Annotated in this window: 15 protein-coding genes; 6 read left to right on the top strand and 9 right to left on the bottom strand. The window is 52.3% G+C overall.

The window, feature by feature from the left end; translation table 11 throughout:
• Positions 1-12 precede the first annotated feature (12 nt).
• Positions 13-270: a hypothetical protein gene (locus CWO84_RS17440; protein ID WP_101054180.1), complete on the bottom strand. Its 258-nt coding sequence runs from the start codon at positions 268-270 to the stop codon at positions 13-15.
• On the opposite strand from CWO84_RS17440, the gene CWO84_RS17445 reads away from it, so the two are divergent.
• The 3 genes from CWO84_RS17445 (at position 269) to CWO84_RS17455 (ending at position 2,458) form a co-directional block, all read left to right on the top strand.
• On the top strand, positions 269-1,246 hold the full coding sequence (locus CWO84_RS17445) for an SGNH/GDSL hydrolase family protein (RefSeq protein ID WP_101054184.1): 978 nt from the start codon (positions 269-271) through the stop codon (positions 1,244-1,246). The genes CWO84_RS17440 and CWO84_RS17445 overlap by 2 nt on opposite strands.
• Before the next feature lie 24 nt (positions 1,247-1,270).
• Positions 1,271-1,567: a hypothetical protein gene (locus tag CWO84_RS17450; protein ID WP_133120716.1), complete on the top strand. Its 297-nt coding sequence runs from the start codon at positions 1,271-1,273 to the stop codon at positions 1,565-1,567.
• 264 nt (positions 1,568-1,831) lie between these two features.
• Positions 1,832-2,458, top strand: a complete 627-nt coding sequence (locus CWO84_RS17455) for a PEP-CTERM sorting domain-containing protein (RefSeq protein ID WP_101054189.1) — start codon at positions 1,832-1,834, stop codon at positions 2,456-2,458.
• 183 nt (positions 2,459-2,641) lie between these two features.
• On the opposite strand, the gene CWO84_RS17460 is transcribed toward CWO84_RS17455, so the two are convergent.
• The 4 genes from CWO84_RS17460 to CWO84_RS17475 form a co-directional block, all read right to left on the bottom strand.
• Positions 2,642-2,902 (bottom strand): hypothetical protein, encoded by a 261-nt coding sequence (locus tag CWO84_RS17460; RefSeq protein WP_033159171.1) that lies wholly within the window; start codon positions 2,900-2,902, stop codon positions 2,642-2,644.
• 127 nt (positions 2,903-3,029) lie between these two features.
• Entirely contained in the window at positions 3,030-4,244 is a 1,215-nt protein-coding gene (gene nifS / locus CWO84_RS17465; protein ID WP_033159170.1) for a cysteine desulfurase NifS, read from the bottom strand.
• Entirely contained in the window at positions 4,237-5,148 is a 912-nt protein-coding gene (gene nifU, locus CWO84_RS17470) for a Fe-S cluster assembly protein NifU (RefSeq protein WP_020483356.1), read from the bottom strand. Before nifU ends, nifS begins: the two co-directional genes overlap by 8 nt.
• An 18-nt stretch (positions 5,149-5,166) precedes the next feature.
• Positions 5,167-5,523, bottom strand: coding sequence for an iron-sulfur cluster assembly accessory protein (locus tag CWO84_RS17475; RefSeq protein ID WP_033159169.1), 357 nt, complete (start codon positions 5,521-5,523; stop codon positions 5,167-5,169).
• A gap of 195 nt (positions 5,524-5,718) precedes the next feature.
• On the opposite strand from CWO84_RS17475, the gene CWO84_RS17480 reads away from it, so the two are divergent.
• Entirely contained in the window at positions 5,719-5,988 is a 270-nt protein-coding gene (locus tag CWO84_RS17480; RefSeq protein ID WP_033159168.1) for a nitrogen fixation protein NifZ, read from the top strand.
• 53 nt (positions 5,989-6,041) lie between these two features.
• On the opposite strand, the gene CWO84_RS17485 is transcribed toward CWO84_RS17480, so the two are convergent.
• Positions 6,042-8,123, bottom strand: coding sequence for a TonB-dependent receptor (locus tag CWO84_RS17485; RefSeq protein WP_101054192.1), 2,082 nt, complete (start codon positions 8,121-8,123; stop codon positions 6,042-6,044).
• 115 nt (positions 8,124-8,238) lie between these two features.
• Entirely contained in the window at positions 8,239-9,477 is a 1,239-nt protein-coding gene (locus CWO84_RS17490; RefSeq protein ID WP_101054195.1) for a PepSY-associated TM helix domain-containing protein, read from the bottom strand.
• Between the two features lie 313 nt (positions 9,478-9,790).
• Here CWO84_RS17490 and CWO84_RS17495 point away from each other — a divergent pair, with 313 nt between their 5' ends.
• A complete protein-coding gene (locus CWO84_RS17495; RefSeq protein WP_101054198.1) occupies positions 9,791-11,398 on the top strand; it encodes a SagB/ThcOx family dehydrogenase in 1,608 nt (535 codons plus the stop codon).
• 110 nt (positions 11,399-11,508) lie between these two features.
• Positions 11,509-11,904 carry a hypothetical protein gene (locus CWO84_RS17500; protein WP_033159164.1) on the top strand — a complete coding sequence of 132 codons (396 nt, stop codon included), beginning with the start codon at positions 11,509-11,511 and terminating at the stop codon, positions 11,902-11,904.
• An 18-nt stretch (positions 11,905-11,922) separates the two neighbouring features.
• On the opposite strand, the gene mnmE is transcribed toward CWO84_RS17500, so the two are convergent.
• Together mnmE and yidC are read right to left on the bottom strand one after the other, a co-directional pair.
• Positions 11,923-13,263 carry a tRNA uridine-5-carboxymethylaminomethyl(34) synthesis GTPase MnmE gene (mnmE, locus tag CWO84_RS17505; protein WP_033159163.1) on the bottom strand — a complete coding sequence of 447 codons (1,341 nt, stop codon included), beginning with the start codon at positions 13,261-13,263 and terminating at the stop codon, positions 11,923-11,925.
• On the bottom strand, positions 13,263-14,993 hold the full coding sequence (gene yidC, locus CWO84_RS17510; protein ID WP_033159162.1) for a membrane protein insertase YidC: 1,731 nt from the start codon (positions 14,991-14,993) through the stop codon (positions 13,263-13,265). The genes mnmE and yidC overlap by 1 nt, the downstream gene beginning before the upstream one ends.
• Between the last annotated feature and the right edge of the window lie 2 nt (positions 14,994-14,995).

Raw genomic sequence — 14,995 nt, forward strand, 5'->3', positions numbered from 1 at the left:
CGTGACTGCAAACTAGGCTGTGAGCGTCAAAAAAATCGGCACCGCCGGCAAACTGTTAGCAGTTGCCGAGAATGTCCCGCCTGAGTTAGGCTGATAGGGTCTCAACTCGGTTGCGTCGATTGAGACCGCTCCCGATGTCTCGATCCGCACTATTCCGCCGGCATCCGGATCTTGCCGCCGCATGCTGACAATAGGCGCTTCGGCAATACTGTTGTTTATATAGAACGCTTTCATCTCACCAATTGACAGATCACTACTGGAGACAAACATGACAAAAAAGCCTTATTCAATTGCACTATTTTTCGCGTCGCTCCTAGCAAGCAGCCAAGTGGGTGCGACACCTTTTTCAAATTTATTCGTATTTGGCGACAGCCTCTCCGATAGCGGAGCCAGCACCTCCTCGGTACTAAGCGCCTATAACCTGGGCGGACAATGCGATTCCGACCATCCCTGCCCACCTTACTACCAAGGCCGCATCAGCAACGGCCCGACAGCCGCGGAATATATAGCCAACTCCGTGCTTTCCGGGGGAGCTAATGCCGGCAATTTTTTTAATTTCGCGGTAGCCGGTTCGACGACGGGAATAGGCAATGAAGGCGATGGCGGCAGCCAAACCAGCCAAGGCGCATTACTTGCCCCAGGTATGGCGCAACAATTCGGTTTGTTTTCAGCGCAATTCACTGCGGCGGTAACCCCGGATTCACTGTTTTTTGTCTGGGGTGGGGCCAACGACTTTTTGACGGGTAACTCCGCGACGTCAGCAGCAACAAATATTGCCAACTATGTCGGCGCGCTAATCGGCTTTGGCGCACAACATATCGTGGTGCCGAACTTGCCAGACTTGAGCATCACCCCATTCGCGCAATCTCTGCCGGCAAACGTGATAGTGGCGGCACAGGATTATTCATTGACATTCAACCAGGAACTAACCAACCGACTCGACGCACTGTCCTTGTTGTCGCCCAATACTCAAATAGTGGAATTCGATGCGTATAACTTTTTTACCGCTGTAGTCCAAAATCCAACGGCTTACGGCTTTACCAATAGCACGGAAGCCTGCGTCAGCTTACCGGACGTTTGTTCCGACCCGGCCAGCCGGGTATTTTGGGACGATTTCCATCCCACTACGCAAGTGCATGCGCTTTTTGCCGGCGCCGTAGTCAGCCAAGTGCCGCTGCCTGGTTCCATCGTATTCTTGGTTAGTGGGCTGATGGGGTTGCTTTTCGCCAAACGCCGTCCGGCTTAAGTCATTGCTCGGTGAAAGCGGCGAGTGCCTCGGCTGTTTTCACCTGCTTTGCCGCTGTTGGATTCGGGCCGGTATCACCCGGTTGCTTGTGCGGTGTTCGACTTGATTGACAGCGCAGCGCGCTATGCGCGCTTACAAATCAACTCTTATTACGAAGCCTATCTGGTTTCGGAAATTGGCGAGATCGCCTTTGACGTAGCCGCACCGGCGGCCGTACCGATTCCGGCAGGTATTTGGTTGTTTGTTTCCGGATTTGCCGGCTGGGTTGGCAGCAGTAAAAAGGCTGGCCTGGCTGCTGCGGTTGCGCGAAACATCCTCTAACAGACTAAGGTATATCGAATTTGATGTCTGCGCTTGCGCACTACCGATGTCGGCATTTTTTACATCACTCAACGTTTTAAATGGCATTATCCTAATACCGCTCAATACCTGCTAACTCAACCTATTGAAGTTATTGGCAAAAACAAACAACATATAAAATGGAACGTATTTTGCTTTTAATCTCGAAATCAGGAACAGCGCCTACTGTTCTTGAGTTTCTGTCAATTGATAGGCGTATTTTTACGCCGTTTGGAGGGGTCGCCGATGTTATCCAAAAAGCTTTATCCGTTAATACTCATTACCGCCGCATTCAACGCACAAGCCGCGACGATTAACTTCGATGCGCTACAGCCGTTTAATAATTACGACCCGGTTCCGGCAGGTTACGGTTCTACCGCCGACGTGGCGGTATCGTATTCCAGTCTAAACCTTAATGGCACAACGGCTTATAACGATGTTCTATTGTGGAATGCCGGTTATGCCACTTTAAACTCAGCGGCGTTTGCTCATACATCGGGTCTGCTTTTGAGCATTACGCTGACGGCAATCAATCCAAATCAGGGCGTCACCTTGGAAAGCTTCGACGTTGCTGCGTATCCAGGGCCGGGAAATTTCACTCGCAATGCGAGCGACTTGAGAGTGGTTGATGGTACCAACCCTACCAACATTTTTGTCGATTATGCACCTTATGCAGTACCCGGCGACGCACCTCATACTTTCACCCCTGGCGTTACTGCTCATTCGATCAGAATCATCCTGGGCACCGATTGGGACAACGGTATTAACAATATCAACTTCAATGTCGCCGCTGTGCCTGTACCCGGTGCGGTATGGCTTTTCGGCAGTGCGTTGGTTGGTTTGGGCCTTAACCGAAAAACCAGAAAGGTTTGAGCGAACTGCTCTGCCAAAATACAGAAAAGGCGGTTGAACAACCGCCTTTTTTGGTTCTGTGATAGAGACTTAAGCCGACATTGGTGCCCTCCAATGCAATAAACGGCTCAGAACTATCTCAATTTGCTGGAGGTTAAACAGGTCTTCGCTACCGATTTAATCCATGTTGCTGGCTTAAAGCGTTCAGCCTTCCGCCTCACAAACTGCTTTAAACTCTGCTATGCCGGCAGTCAAACGCGAGCGCAGAAAATTCAGTTGTCTTTGCAGTTCATCCTCAGCATCGCCAACATTCTTGAAAACCTGGACGACTTTTTGATCGTTCAGCAAACTCGAATAGTGGACATCAACGAACTCTAGCACCTCGGCGTTAAATTCGGTGATGGAACTCAATGCGGCTTCCATCTTGGACAATACCGCGCGTAAATCAGCAAGCGTTTCAGCCATAACAATCCTCAGTGAAAATTTTTGGTGTCAACACCGGTTTATGCGGCGTTGACTCAAAACCAAACTGGCCGGATTGCGCCTGGCGTGATTGATCACCAGAGCAAACCCGACCAATCAATACACTCAATCAAGCATAAGTGGGTTGGAAAGCCTGTTCCGGATCGGCAACCGGTTCGTTGTTGATGCTGTCCCAATACGGCGATAGTTTCCGCAAGGTAGCGACGATGCTGGGCATCACCTTCAACACTTCGTCCACTTCACTCATAGTGTTGTAGCGCGAGAACGAAAAGCGGATGGTGCCGTGCGCGGCGGTGTACGGAATATCCATGGCCCGCATCACGTGCGAAGGCTCCAATGAACCCGATGTACACGCCGAACCACTGGAAGCCGCGATACCGGCTTTATTCAACAGCATCAAAATCGCTTCGCCCTCGATATACTCGAACGCAATGTCTGTGGTATTGGGCAAGCGGTTGTTTAAATCACCGGTGATAAAGCAATGCGGCACGGCGGCAACGATGCCTTGCTCCAGGCGATCACGCATCGCTTTGACCTGCACGTTTTCGTATTCCATGTGCTCCATCGCCAGTTCACAGGCTTTACCCAAGCCGACAATCGACGCGGTGTTTTCAGTACCGGCCCGACGCCCGCGCTCTTGATGTCCACCGCGCAGCAACGGACGAAAGCGTGTGCCACGCTTTAAATACAACACCCCAATACCTTTGGGGGCGTGCAATTTGTGACCGGAAATCGACAACATATCGATCTTGGTGTCTTGCAGCATCATCGGAATCTTGCCGACTGCCTGCACGGCATCGGTATGAAACATCACGCCGGCCGCATTGGCCATTTCGGCCATTTCCACCACCGGAAAGATGGTGCCGGTTTCGTTGTTCGCCCACATCACCGAGACAATTGCTACTTCATCGGATAACAGATTTTTGTACGCTTCCAAATTCAAACGGCCGCATTTGTCCACCGGCATACGATGGATGGTGTAGCCTTCTTTCTCCAGGTTCTCGCACAAAGCCAAAATCGCCGGATGTTCCACCGAGGTGGTGATGATTTCCTTACGATTGGGTTGAGCCTTGATCGCCGACAAGATCGCCGTGGAATCGGATTCCGTGCCGCAGGAGGTGAAAATAATCTCGGAGTCGTGCTCGGCACCGATCAACTCTTGCACCTGCGAGCGCGCTTTCTTGATAGCCTTGGCCACGCCGTCGGCGAAACGATGGATGGACGATGGATTACCAAAGTACTCGGTAAAATACGGGATCATCACATCGACCACCGCGCTGTCCACCTTGGTGGTCGCGTTGTTATCCAGATAAATATCAGGCATGACTGGCCTCCTCTATCGTGACCAGTTTCGGCATTTGCGAGGCCGGCACGACTTTAATGAACTCGCCCATCACTTCCATCAACCGTTGCTGAATACCGGCAATGGTCATGGCGGACATTTGGCAGCCGTTACAAGCGCCGGTCATATTGACGTAAGCGGTTTTATCCACCACTTCCACCAATTCCACATCGCCGCCATCGGCCATCAATTGCGGCCGGAAGGACATGATCACTTCTTCGATTTTCTTGATGCGTTGCAGATTGGTCAGCGGGCCTTTGGCAACCACAGGCTCGGGCTTGGCGACCGGCGCCGCATTTGGATCGAAGGTTTCGCCGCGCTCTTTCAAAACTTTTTCCAAGATGGCTTCGATGTCTTCGTGGCAAGCCGCGCAACCGCCACCGGCTTTGGTGTAGTTGGTCACGTCTTCAACGGTGCGCAGCTTGTTAGCCCAGACCATTTCTTCGATCATCACCGCATCAATCGCAAAGCATTTGCAGACCAACGCACCTTCTTCGTGGTCGTCTTTCCATTCTTCGCCGCGATAATTAGCCACTGCCGCTTGCAAGGCTTCCCGGCCCATCACAGAGCAGTGCATTTTTTCCGGCGGCAGGCCGTCCAATTCGGCGGCGATGTCCTGGTTAGTGACTTTCAACGCTTCGTCTAAAGTCAGGCCTTTAATGATTTCGGTCAGCACTGAAGAAGACGCAATCGCCGAGCCGCAACCAAAAGTTTGAAAGCCTGCATCTTCGATCACTTCGGTGTCGTCGTTGACTTTTAAAGTCAGCCGCAAAGCGTCGCCGCAGCTGATGGAACCCACTTCGCCAATCGCGTTGGCACCCGCCACCGCGCCGGCATTTTTAGGGTTAAAGAAGTGATCTTTTACTTTATCTGAATAATCCCACATAGCTATTTCCTCGAATGCTTAAGAACAGGTTTTTGGTGTGCCGCCGCTTTCGCCGGTGGTAAATGATGATCCGCAGGCACAGCTTTTCACCGCGTTGGGATTGGTAAATTTGAAGCCGGAACCTTCCAGGCTGTCGACGAAATCGATGGACATGCCATTCAGGCTGGGCAAGCTTAGCGGGTCCACAAATACTTTGACTGCGCCGCAGTCGATGACGGTATCGTCCGCATTTTCTTTTGCTTCCAGTTTCATGCCATAAGACAAACCGGAACAACCGCCATCGGTCACTTCGATGCGCAGCCCACCGGTCGGCTTGTCGGAACTGCTGATAAAACGACCCACGGCTTGGATGGCGCTTTCGGTTAATGTAATCATCTTTAAGTCTCCTGAACGGTTTGGCATTGATCTTGTAAACAGTTAAAGCAACCTGCATGCCATACGCGAAAATTTCGGCTAAGCCGCTGAAATTCCTAACCGAAAGGCAGCAGGCCAACCTTAATCGGCACGCCGTTTCACAACAAACCGAGAGCTTTTGTCGGCTTTACTACAAAACTCTCACAGGAGCACAGCATGAACGTAGAAGATTTGGATTTGGGCGACGTGGTATATGCCGCGCATACGATTATTGACGATGGCAGTATGCCGGACAGCGAAGAAGGCGAAGTGCTGGCACAAGAAGGCGCCCGCGGTGTGATCGTGATGAAAGGCCATGTCGAGGAGGATCCTGGGCTTACGGTCTTTTTAGTCCGCTTCGAAGACCAGGATCTAAATTTGGGCCGGCCAATTGGATGCTGGACCGAGGACTTGGTCGTTCCGGAAAAAGAGTTGCTTATCCATTAACCGCATTTCGCCCTTATAAAATCGCCCGACAACCTATTCGCGCCGGTTCAATTTTAAAACTTGGCGCTGATACCGCCGGTAATGGTGGCGCCCGGCGCGATATACCCGATACCTTCATACTTATCGTTACCGATATTCATGAAGGTCATCCGGGCGGTAACATCCTTGACTAAGGTCTTGGCCACCCCTAAATCGTAGGTTGCGTAGCTTTTATACACGGCAGAGCCGCCCGGTGCGGTAGGTAAATTGGTCTCGGTAGAGTATCGGTCGCCAACGTAATTAAAAGCACCGAAAACCGAAAAGCCGTAAGGCAGGCTAACATCAGCCCGCAAACTACCTTGATCTTGCGGCACATTGGTAAGTTGCTTGCCGATCAAATTAGGATTCCTATCGTGCTTGGTGACAATCGAATCGTTTTTGGTGTAACTCGCGTACAAAGTCAGGAAATCGCCTAGCTTCCACATCCCTTCGACCTCAACCCCCTCGGCCCGAATGGCGCCGATATTAATTTTGTCGGTGGTGCCGACCGTCGCGCCGCTTCGTTGCACTGTGGCGATAAAATCCTCCGCAGTCGTGTTATAGATCGTGGTTTTGATATATCCCTGCCGGCCAAAGTAGTAATCCAAGCCAATATCGCCGGAAACGGCTTTTTCGGGAGTCAAATACGGGTTACCGTAAGCCACGGTCGTCCCACCCCGCCTGCTATTGCCGTAGAGCTGAGAGACATCCGGGGTATTAAACGACTGACCTATCGAGCCGCGCAGCACTAAATCATCGGTGAGCTTGTACGAAAACCCACCCTTAGGCGAAAACGAGTCTTCCGCATGATTACCCCATTGGCCTTGCCCAGGGAAACTGGTTTTGGTATCTCTGAATTGGCCGTCTGTCTGCCACAGATCCCAACGCCCGGCCAAGCTTACGTTCAACGGTCCATAATTGATTTCGTCTTGCAAAAATATGCCGCTCAGTTGAATACCGCCCTCGACAAGCTGCTCTCTGCCGCGTTCCGCGGGAAACTGGTTAATCATGGTCATTTGACTGTCTGCATGTTGTCCGCCCACCGTCAATTTGTGATGGCTGCCTATGTAATGGCTATATTGCGCGCGAATACCGGCTTCCATATCGTCAAAATCGCCGCGATAGGAAATCAGACTGGCGGCCATCGTGCCGGGGCGGGCCACATCCGGACTGGTTGCATTGGCAGCATTTGCACTATCGGCATCCATTCGGCCAATACGGCTGTACAAGACTAACGTGGCTTCAGAACGCTCCCCCAAATAGCGATAACGTGCCGAACCCAGGTATTGCTCTCTATCTTGGGCTATATAATCAGGAATTCGATATAAGCCTGTTGCAACGTCGCTCAAATAGGAAAAACTCAGATCCAGCAGATTAGAGGCGTCAAATTCGTGCGTAAATTTGGCGCCTACATTGGTTTTACGTGTGCCGGTTTTATCGCGTTGCGATAAGGGAATGGAAGCCACACTCGTATCCGGACGCCACATGTTATAGCCGTCGCTTTCCAAATAACTGGTTGATACCGAACCACCGCTGTGCTCGCCGCCGTAAGAGACGATACCTGCTTCACGGATCGTTTCCATGCTGCCGTATTCGCTATCCACTTTGCCTTTCACGCCGGGCGTAATCGCTTTAGAAATAACGTTTATGACGCCGCCCATCGCATGGTTGCCGTAAAGGGCCGAACCGGCGCCTCTGACAATTTCCACTCGATCTACGTCAATAGTGCCAAGTTGCGACCAATCCACCTGACTGTCGTAGGACACATTCATAGGCACATCGTCGATCAATACCAGGGTGCGGCCATTGCCCGGCAGGCCTCGGGTATAGGTCTGGGCAATCCGATTGGGAGACGAGGCATCCATGCGGCTGGCATACACACCCGGCACACCCTTGAGTAGTTGATCGACGGTTGTCGCGTTGGATTTTTCGATACGCTCCCTATCGATCACTGTCACCGTAGCCGATACATCGCGAATACTGCGTTCGGTTTTGGTTGCGGTAATCACCATTTCATCCAGCTCATCAGGCGCTTTTTCCACAGCGGCCAAATTCAACGGCATGATCAAAGGTAATACCACAGCAATGTTTTTGGTGGTGGCACAAGTAGGTAACATCGATAACCTCAAAGTCCTTTAAAGTTTACGGAAGGGTCGGGATTGAGCACAAAAGCTCCTCAACGGCGCGCAGGCACCCGCCGGAGTTTGTTAGTTCGTCATCGTGGGAAAAACGTTAGCTAGCGGCGGCTTTCAATCCGGTTCGACGGGCACGATTAGCTTTACGCTTTTTCAACCAATGGATCAGGCCGGTGACCATCATCACTAACGGCGCAAACCCCGCCACTAGTACCGCGATGCGCCCTGGAGTACCGAGAATCTCGCCGTTATGCAAAGGCAGTTGCAAATTGATAAAAGCGTTACCGGCGTTGAATTTTTTCGGGTCGCGCACCGCCAAAATCGCGCCGTCGTATTGATCGACCCAAAAGCTGGTAGAGCCTTTGCTGCGCAGTTCGTCGGACTGGCGAGCAGAGATCATGTAACTGCCGTTTTCACCGACCGGCAGGAAAATCCGTTGAATCTGAATCCCTGGATACGCGGCTTGAATATTGGCCTTGACTATCTCCGGTTGAATTACCGCGCCGCCATTTGCTGTTGATTTGATGCCGCGCGGCATGTCTTCGAGAGGTGAGAAAAAATTAACCGCCGGTTTAAACAACTGCGGCAGATTGAAATACACCCCGGAGAAGGCCACTGCCAACATGACTATAGCGGTATAGATACCGGTGGTTTTGTGCAGATCGAAATTAAAGCGCGTGGCGCTGACGTTACGTTTAATCAGAAAAGCCTGCTTGATTTTGCCGAGTTTCGGCCACCACAAATAAATGCCGGTAACCGTCAATACCAAGGTCAGCAAGGAGGTAATCCCCATGATCAGCTTACCGAAATCACCCGCCAAAAGGCTGAAATGCAGGCGCAAAATAAATGTCATCAAGGCGTCGTTTCTATCTCGGTCGCCAAGCACCTGACCGGTGTACGGATTCACCATAACTTCGTGAAAGTGATGATTGTGGCCCTTGTGGCCCGGCATCGCCGCCGCTTGATAACGCACGATGAGCGCTTCACTCGGGTCCTCAGGCATCTGTAGATGGGAGGGTGGCTCTGAAATGGGCGAGACGCGGTTCGCGATTGCCACTAAATCCGCAATGGGTAACCAGCGTTCGCCAACGGCCACGCTCATCATGTCGGGATTGAGCCACTTATCCAAAGTATGCTCGTAAACCAAGAGGCTGCCGGTAACCCCGGCAATCACCAGTAGCGTACCCAACCACAAGGAAATATACAGATGCAATTTCAACAGACACTTGCGCAGAGTGATTTTCTTGAAAGCGGTTTTGAAATTGTCTAAAAAGGACCCCGAAACTAATTTGTCGGACAATTTTTGTTCCGACACAAAAGGATAACTTGTGGACATTACGACGCTCCCGAACCTTTTAACTACGCTGAATAAAGCAGTGATTTATAAAATTTTCCAGCGACAACAGCCATCCCTTTCTATCGAAACTATGTTAATTAGCCGAGCGTCAGACAGCCATACAGTGGTTATCCACCAACACTTGCTTACCTTGAAGAATGCGAATATTTCTGTTGCGTGACTAAGACTTTAAACCTCCGGAAGGCAGCCTAGTTAATCGCGGGAGATCAGGCACGAAACATGCTGAACCTTGTTAATCTTCAGAAAATACTCCGCTCCATCCACACAGCATTGAATGTATAGAGAGAACCCAATGAACAACCTTGCAGACGCTGTCATTAGCTACCACAACCGCACCAAACACCAATTAAATGCCTACGCCAAAGGCCCGGAGTCTTTGGATTGGGACGATCAGCCCAATCCGTTTCGGCGTTTTAGCGGTTGTGAAGCGGTAAAACTGCCGCCACCTGGTGCCGAGCTAAGTTGTTTGTTCGCGGACTTGGATAAACCGGACCGGATAGCGCCGCAGCCGTTAAACCGGACCAATCTTGGCCTGTTATTGGAATTATCGTTCGGCTTGTCGGCCTGGAAGCAGTTTGGTCCGGACCGCTGGGCTTTGCGCTGCAATCCGTCCAGCGGCAATTTGCATCCCACCGAAGCTTATGTGCTTTGTACCGATGAGGAGTTATTACAAGCCGGTGTCTATCACTACGTCAGTCACGATCATCATCTGGAGCGGCGCAGCCGGTTTACTGCGGAAACGGCGGGTAAAGAAGTCTATATTGGCCTGTCCTCAATTCATTGGCGAGAAGCCTGGAAATACGGCGAACGAGCCTTTCGCTACTGCCAACACGACATCGGTCATGCACTGGCCGCGCTGAGTTATGCCGCCGCCTGCTTGGGTTGGTCGATAGAATTGCTGAGCGAGACTGCCGATGCCGACATCGCCGCCTGGCTGGGGCTGGATCGCAGCGAGGATTTTGTCGCCACCGAGCACGAAGCGCCGGATTTAATCTGCCGGCTGCTTGCCAGCCAAACGGCGGACGTTGAGTTTTCCACCGCACATTTAGCAGCCCTTAGCCAAAGCGCCGAATGGTTCGGGAAGGCCGAGCGCTTGAGCGGCAGGCATTTTTACCGTTGGCCGATTATCGATGAAGTCTCCGCCCAAGCCGTCAAGCCGACGACAGTTGCCGAACGTTTAACCCTGCCGAACCTGGATTTACCTGCGCCCAGCCACAACCTGCCTGCCAGCGTGTTGATTCGCCAACGCCGTAGCGCGCAGCACTTTAACGGCAAATCCCCGGAGCTGCCCTTGGCCGATTTTCACAGAATACTGGCCGCGCTGCTGCCCAACGCCAAACCGCCTTTTACTGCCTGGAATTGGCCGGCGCAAGTCAATATCGTCTTATTTGTGCATCGGGTGGCCGGCCTGGAACCGGGCTTATATGTGCTGCCGCGCACAGCGGATGCGGCGGCGGAATTAAAACCGCTTTGTTCTGCCGATTACGAATGGCAGGCCGTCGAGGCACCGTTCGAATTTTATCGGCTGACGGCCGGCAGCGTCAGGCAAGCAGCGAAAACCCTGTCCTGCCACCAACCCATCGCCAGCGACAGCGCGTTCAGCTTAGGGATGTTGGCGCGTTTTGCCGACAATGTGGACACCAAAGCCTGGCGCTATCGGCGGCTGTTCTGGGAAAGCGGCCTACTGGGGCAGATTTTATACCTGGAAGCGGAAGCCGCCGGCGTGCGCGGCACCGGCATCGGCTGTTTTTTTGACGATGCGGTACACGGTGTGTTGGGTTTAAAAGATAACGACTGGCAAAGCCTATATCACTTTACCATCGGCGAACCGCTGGACGACAGCCGGCTGCAAACCTTTCCGGCCTATGCGCATTTGAGCGAGTCGGCCGCCAGCACCTGATTCGCTTGAGGTTTGGCACCTGAGTGACAATCGTTGAAATATTTACGCAACAATCCCGCCGACAATGTTTAGAATCATGGTTTTACCCAGCCAACCACTAAAGGCCCGCCATGAGTTTTAAATCCAGCTTAATCCGTTTCGTCATCAAATTAACCCCCAACGCGCTGATCATTTGGGGGGCGAACATCATCATGAAAGGCATCGCCGAGTTGACCCAGTTCAACTTCGATCTCGATGCCCGCAAAGTGTATGTGCAGACCCGGCTATATGGCGAGGAACACACCATCGAAGTGACCCTGGAAGATTTTGCGGTATTCAACGACGGCGAGTCCTACCGTTTCATCATTCACCACGCCAGCTCCGACCGGCCTTGGCTGAACAACATCCTGGCCAAATTCACCGGCAAAGCCTGGAAAATTCCGACCCTGCCGCTGTTTGCCGCGCAATTGGAATTGGTTGCCGAAGTCTTTAGCGCCAAGCCGGTGGTATTGGAGCAAATCGATTGATAAGTCCGCGTTAGTCGCTTACTTACCAATGCAAAAACTGGAGAAAATCTCACCTAATAGATCGTCGGAGGTAAATTCGCCGGTGATGGCGGATAAGCTGGTTTGCGCCTGGCGCAATTCTTCCGCGACCAGTTCGTGCGCTTGATGCAGCAATTGCTCGGCGGCGCGGTCCACGGCTTGCGCGGCAAGTTGCAAGGCCTGGATGTGGCGGGTTCTGGCGACAAATACGTTATCCGCACTTTCCGTAAAACCCATGCTTTGTTTCAGGTGTTGGCGCAGCAAATCCAAGCCCAGCCGGTGTTTGATGGAGAGGTGGATTTCCGTGCCTTGCGGGGTTTCCAAGACTTGGGCTTGGCCGCCGACCAAATCGATTTTATTAAACACTCTGGTGACGGCGATATTGGCCGGCAGGCTGGCATCGAGACTGGCGCTGTCCGGGTCGGTGCTGTCTATCAACAATAAAATCCGGTCGGCCTTGGCGATTTCCTGGCGGGCACGGCGGATGCCTTCCTGCTCGACCGGGTTATCGCTGTCGTGCAAGCCTGCGGTGTCGATGACGTGCAAGGGCATGCCATCCAGCTGAATGCGTTCGCGTAATACGTCGCGGGTGGTGCCGGCGATGTCTGTGACAATCGCCGCGTCGTGACCGGCTAAGGCGTTTAGCAAACTGGATTTGCCGGCGTTGGGTTTGCCGGCCAATACCACGGTCATACCGTCGTGTAACAGCCGGCCTTGCTGGGCGGTTTTGCCGATGCCGGCAAGTTTGCTTTGCAAGCGTGCTATGCGCCCCGCCACCACGCCGTCGCCCAGGAAGTCGATTTCTTCATCGACAAAATCGATGGCCGCTTCGATAAATACCCGCAGTTCGATCAACTCGTCGATCAGTTCGTTGATCTGTTCGGAAAACACGCCCTGCATCGACTGCTGGGCGGAACGAACGGCCTGTTCGGTGCCGCTACTGATCAGGTCGGCAATTGCTTCGGCTTGCGCCAGATCGATTTTGTTGTTTAGAAAAGCTCTTTGACTAAATTCACCGGGGTTAGCCAAGCGCGCTCCCAATTCCAGCACCCGCCGCAACAGCATATCCAGCACCACACTGCCGCCATGGCCTTGCAGTTCGATAACCTGTTCACCGGTAAACGAAGCCGGCGCGGCAAAATACAGCAGCAAGCCGCTGTCGATTACCCGGCCATCGGCATCAAGGAAGTGAACAAACTGGGCGTAGCGGGGTTTGGGAAGAGTTTTGCCGGTGAGGCTTTGGGCGATGCCGGACGCGGATGGCCCGGAGATGCGAATGACGCCGACGCCGCCGTTACCGGGCGGCGTGGCAATAGCGGCTATGGTGTCGCCGCCTAGCATTAAGGTACTACGCTATGCTTGTGCGCATCCTCTTCAAGCACGTGTTTAGTGATATACCACTGCTGGATGATCGACAAGCTGTTGTTGCAAATCCAGTACAGTACCAAACCGGACGGAAAGAACAGGAAGAACACGGTGAACACGATAGGGAACATTTTCATCACCTGGGCTTGCAACGGGTCGATAGGCGCCGGATTCAAGCTTTGTTGAATCTTCATGGTGATGCCGTACAAAATCGGCAGCAGATAGAACGGGTCTTGCGCCGACAAGTCCTGAATCCACAAGGCGAAATCGGCCTGACGCACTTCGACGGTCTCAATCAATACCCAGTACAAGGAGATGAATACCGGAATCTGCACCATAATCGGCAAGCAACCGCCCAAAGGGTTGACCTTTTCTTTTTTGTACATCGCCATCATTTCGGTGTTGAATTTCTGGCGGTCTTCACCATAACGCTCTTGCAGTTCTTTCAAGCGCGGCTGAATCTTGCGCATTTTGGCCATCGACTGAAAGCTGGCTTTCGACAGTTTAAAGAACAAGGCCTTGATGACAAAGGTGACGCCCAGAATCGCCACGCCCCAATTTTCGACATAACCGTAGATTTGGTTAAGTAGCCAATAAATACCTTTGGCAATCGGCGTCAACCAGCTGTAATCGACGGTGAGTTCCAGACCTGGCGCCAAAGCTTCCATGATTGGCTGAATTTTCGGACCTGCAAACAACTGACTGCTAAACACGGCTTCGCCATTGGCTGGAACCGTCAAATCGGGGGATAAGGAACCGACCTGGAAACGGGCATCCTTAAGATCGTTGGTGTAAAACTGGGCGTCCTGATCGGCAGGTGGAATCCACGCCGCTGCAAAATAATGTTGGATCATGCCACTCCAACCGCCTTTGCTGTGCACATTTTCCTTGGCTTTGACGTCGTACTTGTCATCCGCCATATCTTCAAATTTGATTTTTTGGAATTTGTCTTTTTCGGTGTAAACCACGCCGCCGGAGAATGTCCGAATAAAGCTGTTGTTGCTTTTGTCGCTGTACTGGGTTCTCACCAGTTGGTTGTACTGCTTGCCGGACCAGTCCTGTGCGGAATGGTTGCTGACCTTTTGCTCCAGACCAACGGCATAATTGCCGCGTTTGAAGGTGTATGTTTTGGTAACCGTCAATCCCTGTGGATTAGTCCAGGTCAGGGGGATTCTCAGCTCGTCCTGCCCATCAAGCAACTGATATTCGGTTTTTTCGGCGGTGAACAGGCTTTTATGATCGGGGGCAGCCAAGGAATTGGCATTGGCAATCAGGCCGCTTTGGGCAAGGTACAGGCTGTCGGGATTGCTGTCGAACAACCGAATCGGATTTAGGTTTTTCTCCGGAGGCGTCATGCCGATCAGTGCATAAGCTTTGTCGACTACGGTGTTGATTTTCTCGTGCGGATATTTCAACAAATCCAGATTGCGTAGTGTGCCGCCCTGAGGATCAATTTCCAGCTCGAAAACATCGGTTTTGACTTTGATAACATTTTCAGCAGCTACTTGGGCGACAGTCGGCACCGCAGCAGCCCGGGCATCTCCCGCCGTTTGTCCGGGGGACACTGTTGCTGCATCACCAGCCAATACGGGTTTATCAGAAACCAGGGCCTGCGGCTTGGGGCCGTAATCGATCTGCCACGATTCCCACAGCATGTAGGAGATCATCAACATCGCCATGACCAGTACAAATCTTATGTTATCCATTG

The sequence above is a fragment of the Methylomonas sp. Kb3 genome, assembly GCF_002834115.1.
Taxonomy (GTDB): Bacteria; Pseudomonadota; Gammaproteobacteria; order Methylococcales; family Methylomonadaceae; genus Methylomonas; species Methylomonas defluvii.

Excerpts from the sequence above, each read along its gene's own strand:
- CWO84_RS17460 (WP_033159171.1), bottom strand. The coding sequence starts at position 2,902 with ATGGCTGAAACGCTTGCTGATTTACGCGCGGTATTGTCCAAGATGGAA.
- nifS (WP_033159170.1), bottom strand. The coding sequence starts at position 4,244 with ATGCCTGATATTTATCTGGATAACAACGCGACCACCAAGGTGGACAGC.
- CWO84_RS17440 (WP_101054180.1), bottom strand. The coding sequence starts at position 270 with ATGTTTGTCTCCAGTAGTGATCTGTCAATTGGTGAGATGAAAGCGTTC.
- CWO84_RS17445 (WP_101054184.1), top strand. The coding sequence starts at position 269 with ATGACAAAAAAGCCTTATTCAATTGCACTATTTTTCGCGTCGCTCCTA.
- CWO84_RS17485 (WP_101054192.1), bottom strand. The coding sequence starts at position 8,123 with ATGTTACCTACTTGTGCCACCACCAAAAACATTGCTGTGGTATTACCT.
- CWO84_RS17475 (WP_033159169.1), bottom strand. The coding sequence starts at position 5,523 with ATGATTACATTAACCGAAAGCGCCATCCAAGCCGTGGGTCGTTTTATC.
- CWO84_RS17455 (WP_101054189.1), top strand. The coding sequence starts at position 1,832 with ATGTTATCCAAAAAGCTTTATCCGTTAATACTCATTACCGCCGCATTC.
- CWO84_RS17500 (WP_033159164.1), top strand. The coding sequence starts at position 11,509 with ATGAGTTTTAAATCCAGCTTAATCCGTTTCGTCATCAAATTAACCCCC.
- yidC (WP_033159162.1), bottom strand. The coding sequence starts at position 14,993 with ATGGATAACATAAGATTTGTACTGGTCATGGCGATGTTGATGATCTCC.
- nifU (WP_020483356.1), bottom strand. The coding sequence starts at position 5,148 with ATGTGGGATTATTCAGATAAAGTAAAAGATCACTTCTTTAACCCTAAA.
- CWO84_RS17495 (WP_101054198.1), top strand. The coding sequence starts at position 9,791 with ATGAACAACCTTGCAGACGCTGTCATTAGCTACCACAACCGCACCAAA.
- CWO84_RS17480 (WP_033159168.1), top strand. The coding sequence starts at position 5,719 with ATGAACGTAGAAGATTTGGATTTGGGCGACGTGGTATATGCCGCGCAT.
- CWO84_RS17490 (WP_101054195.1), bottom strand. The coding sequence starts at position 9,477 with ATGTCCACAAGTTATCCTTTTGTGTCGGAACAAAAATTGTCCGACAAA.
- mnmE (WP_033159163.1), bottom strand. The coding sequence starts at position 13,263 with ATGCTAGGCGGCGACACCATAGCCGCTATTGCCACGCCGCCCGGTAAC.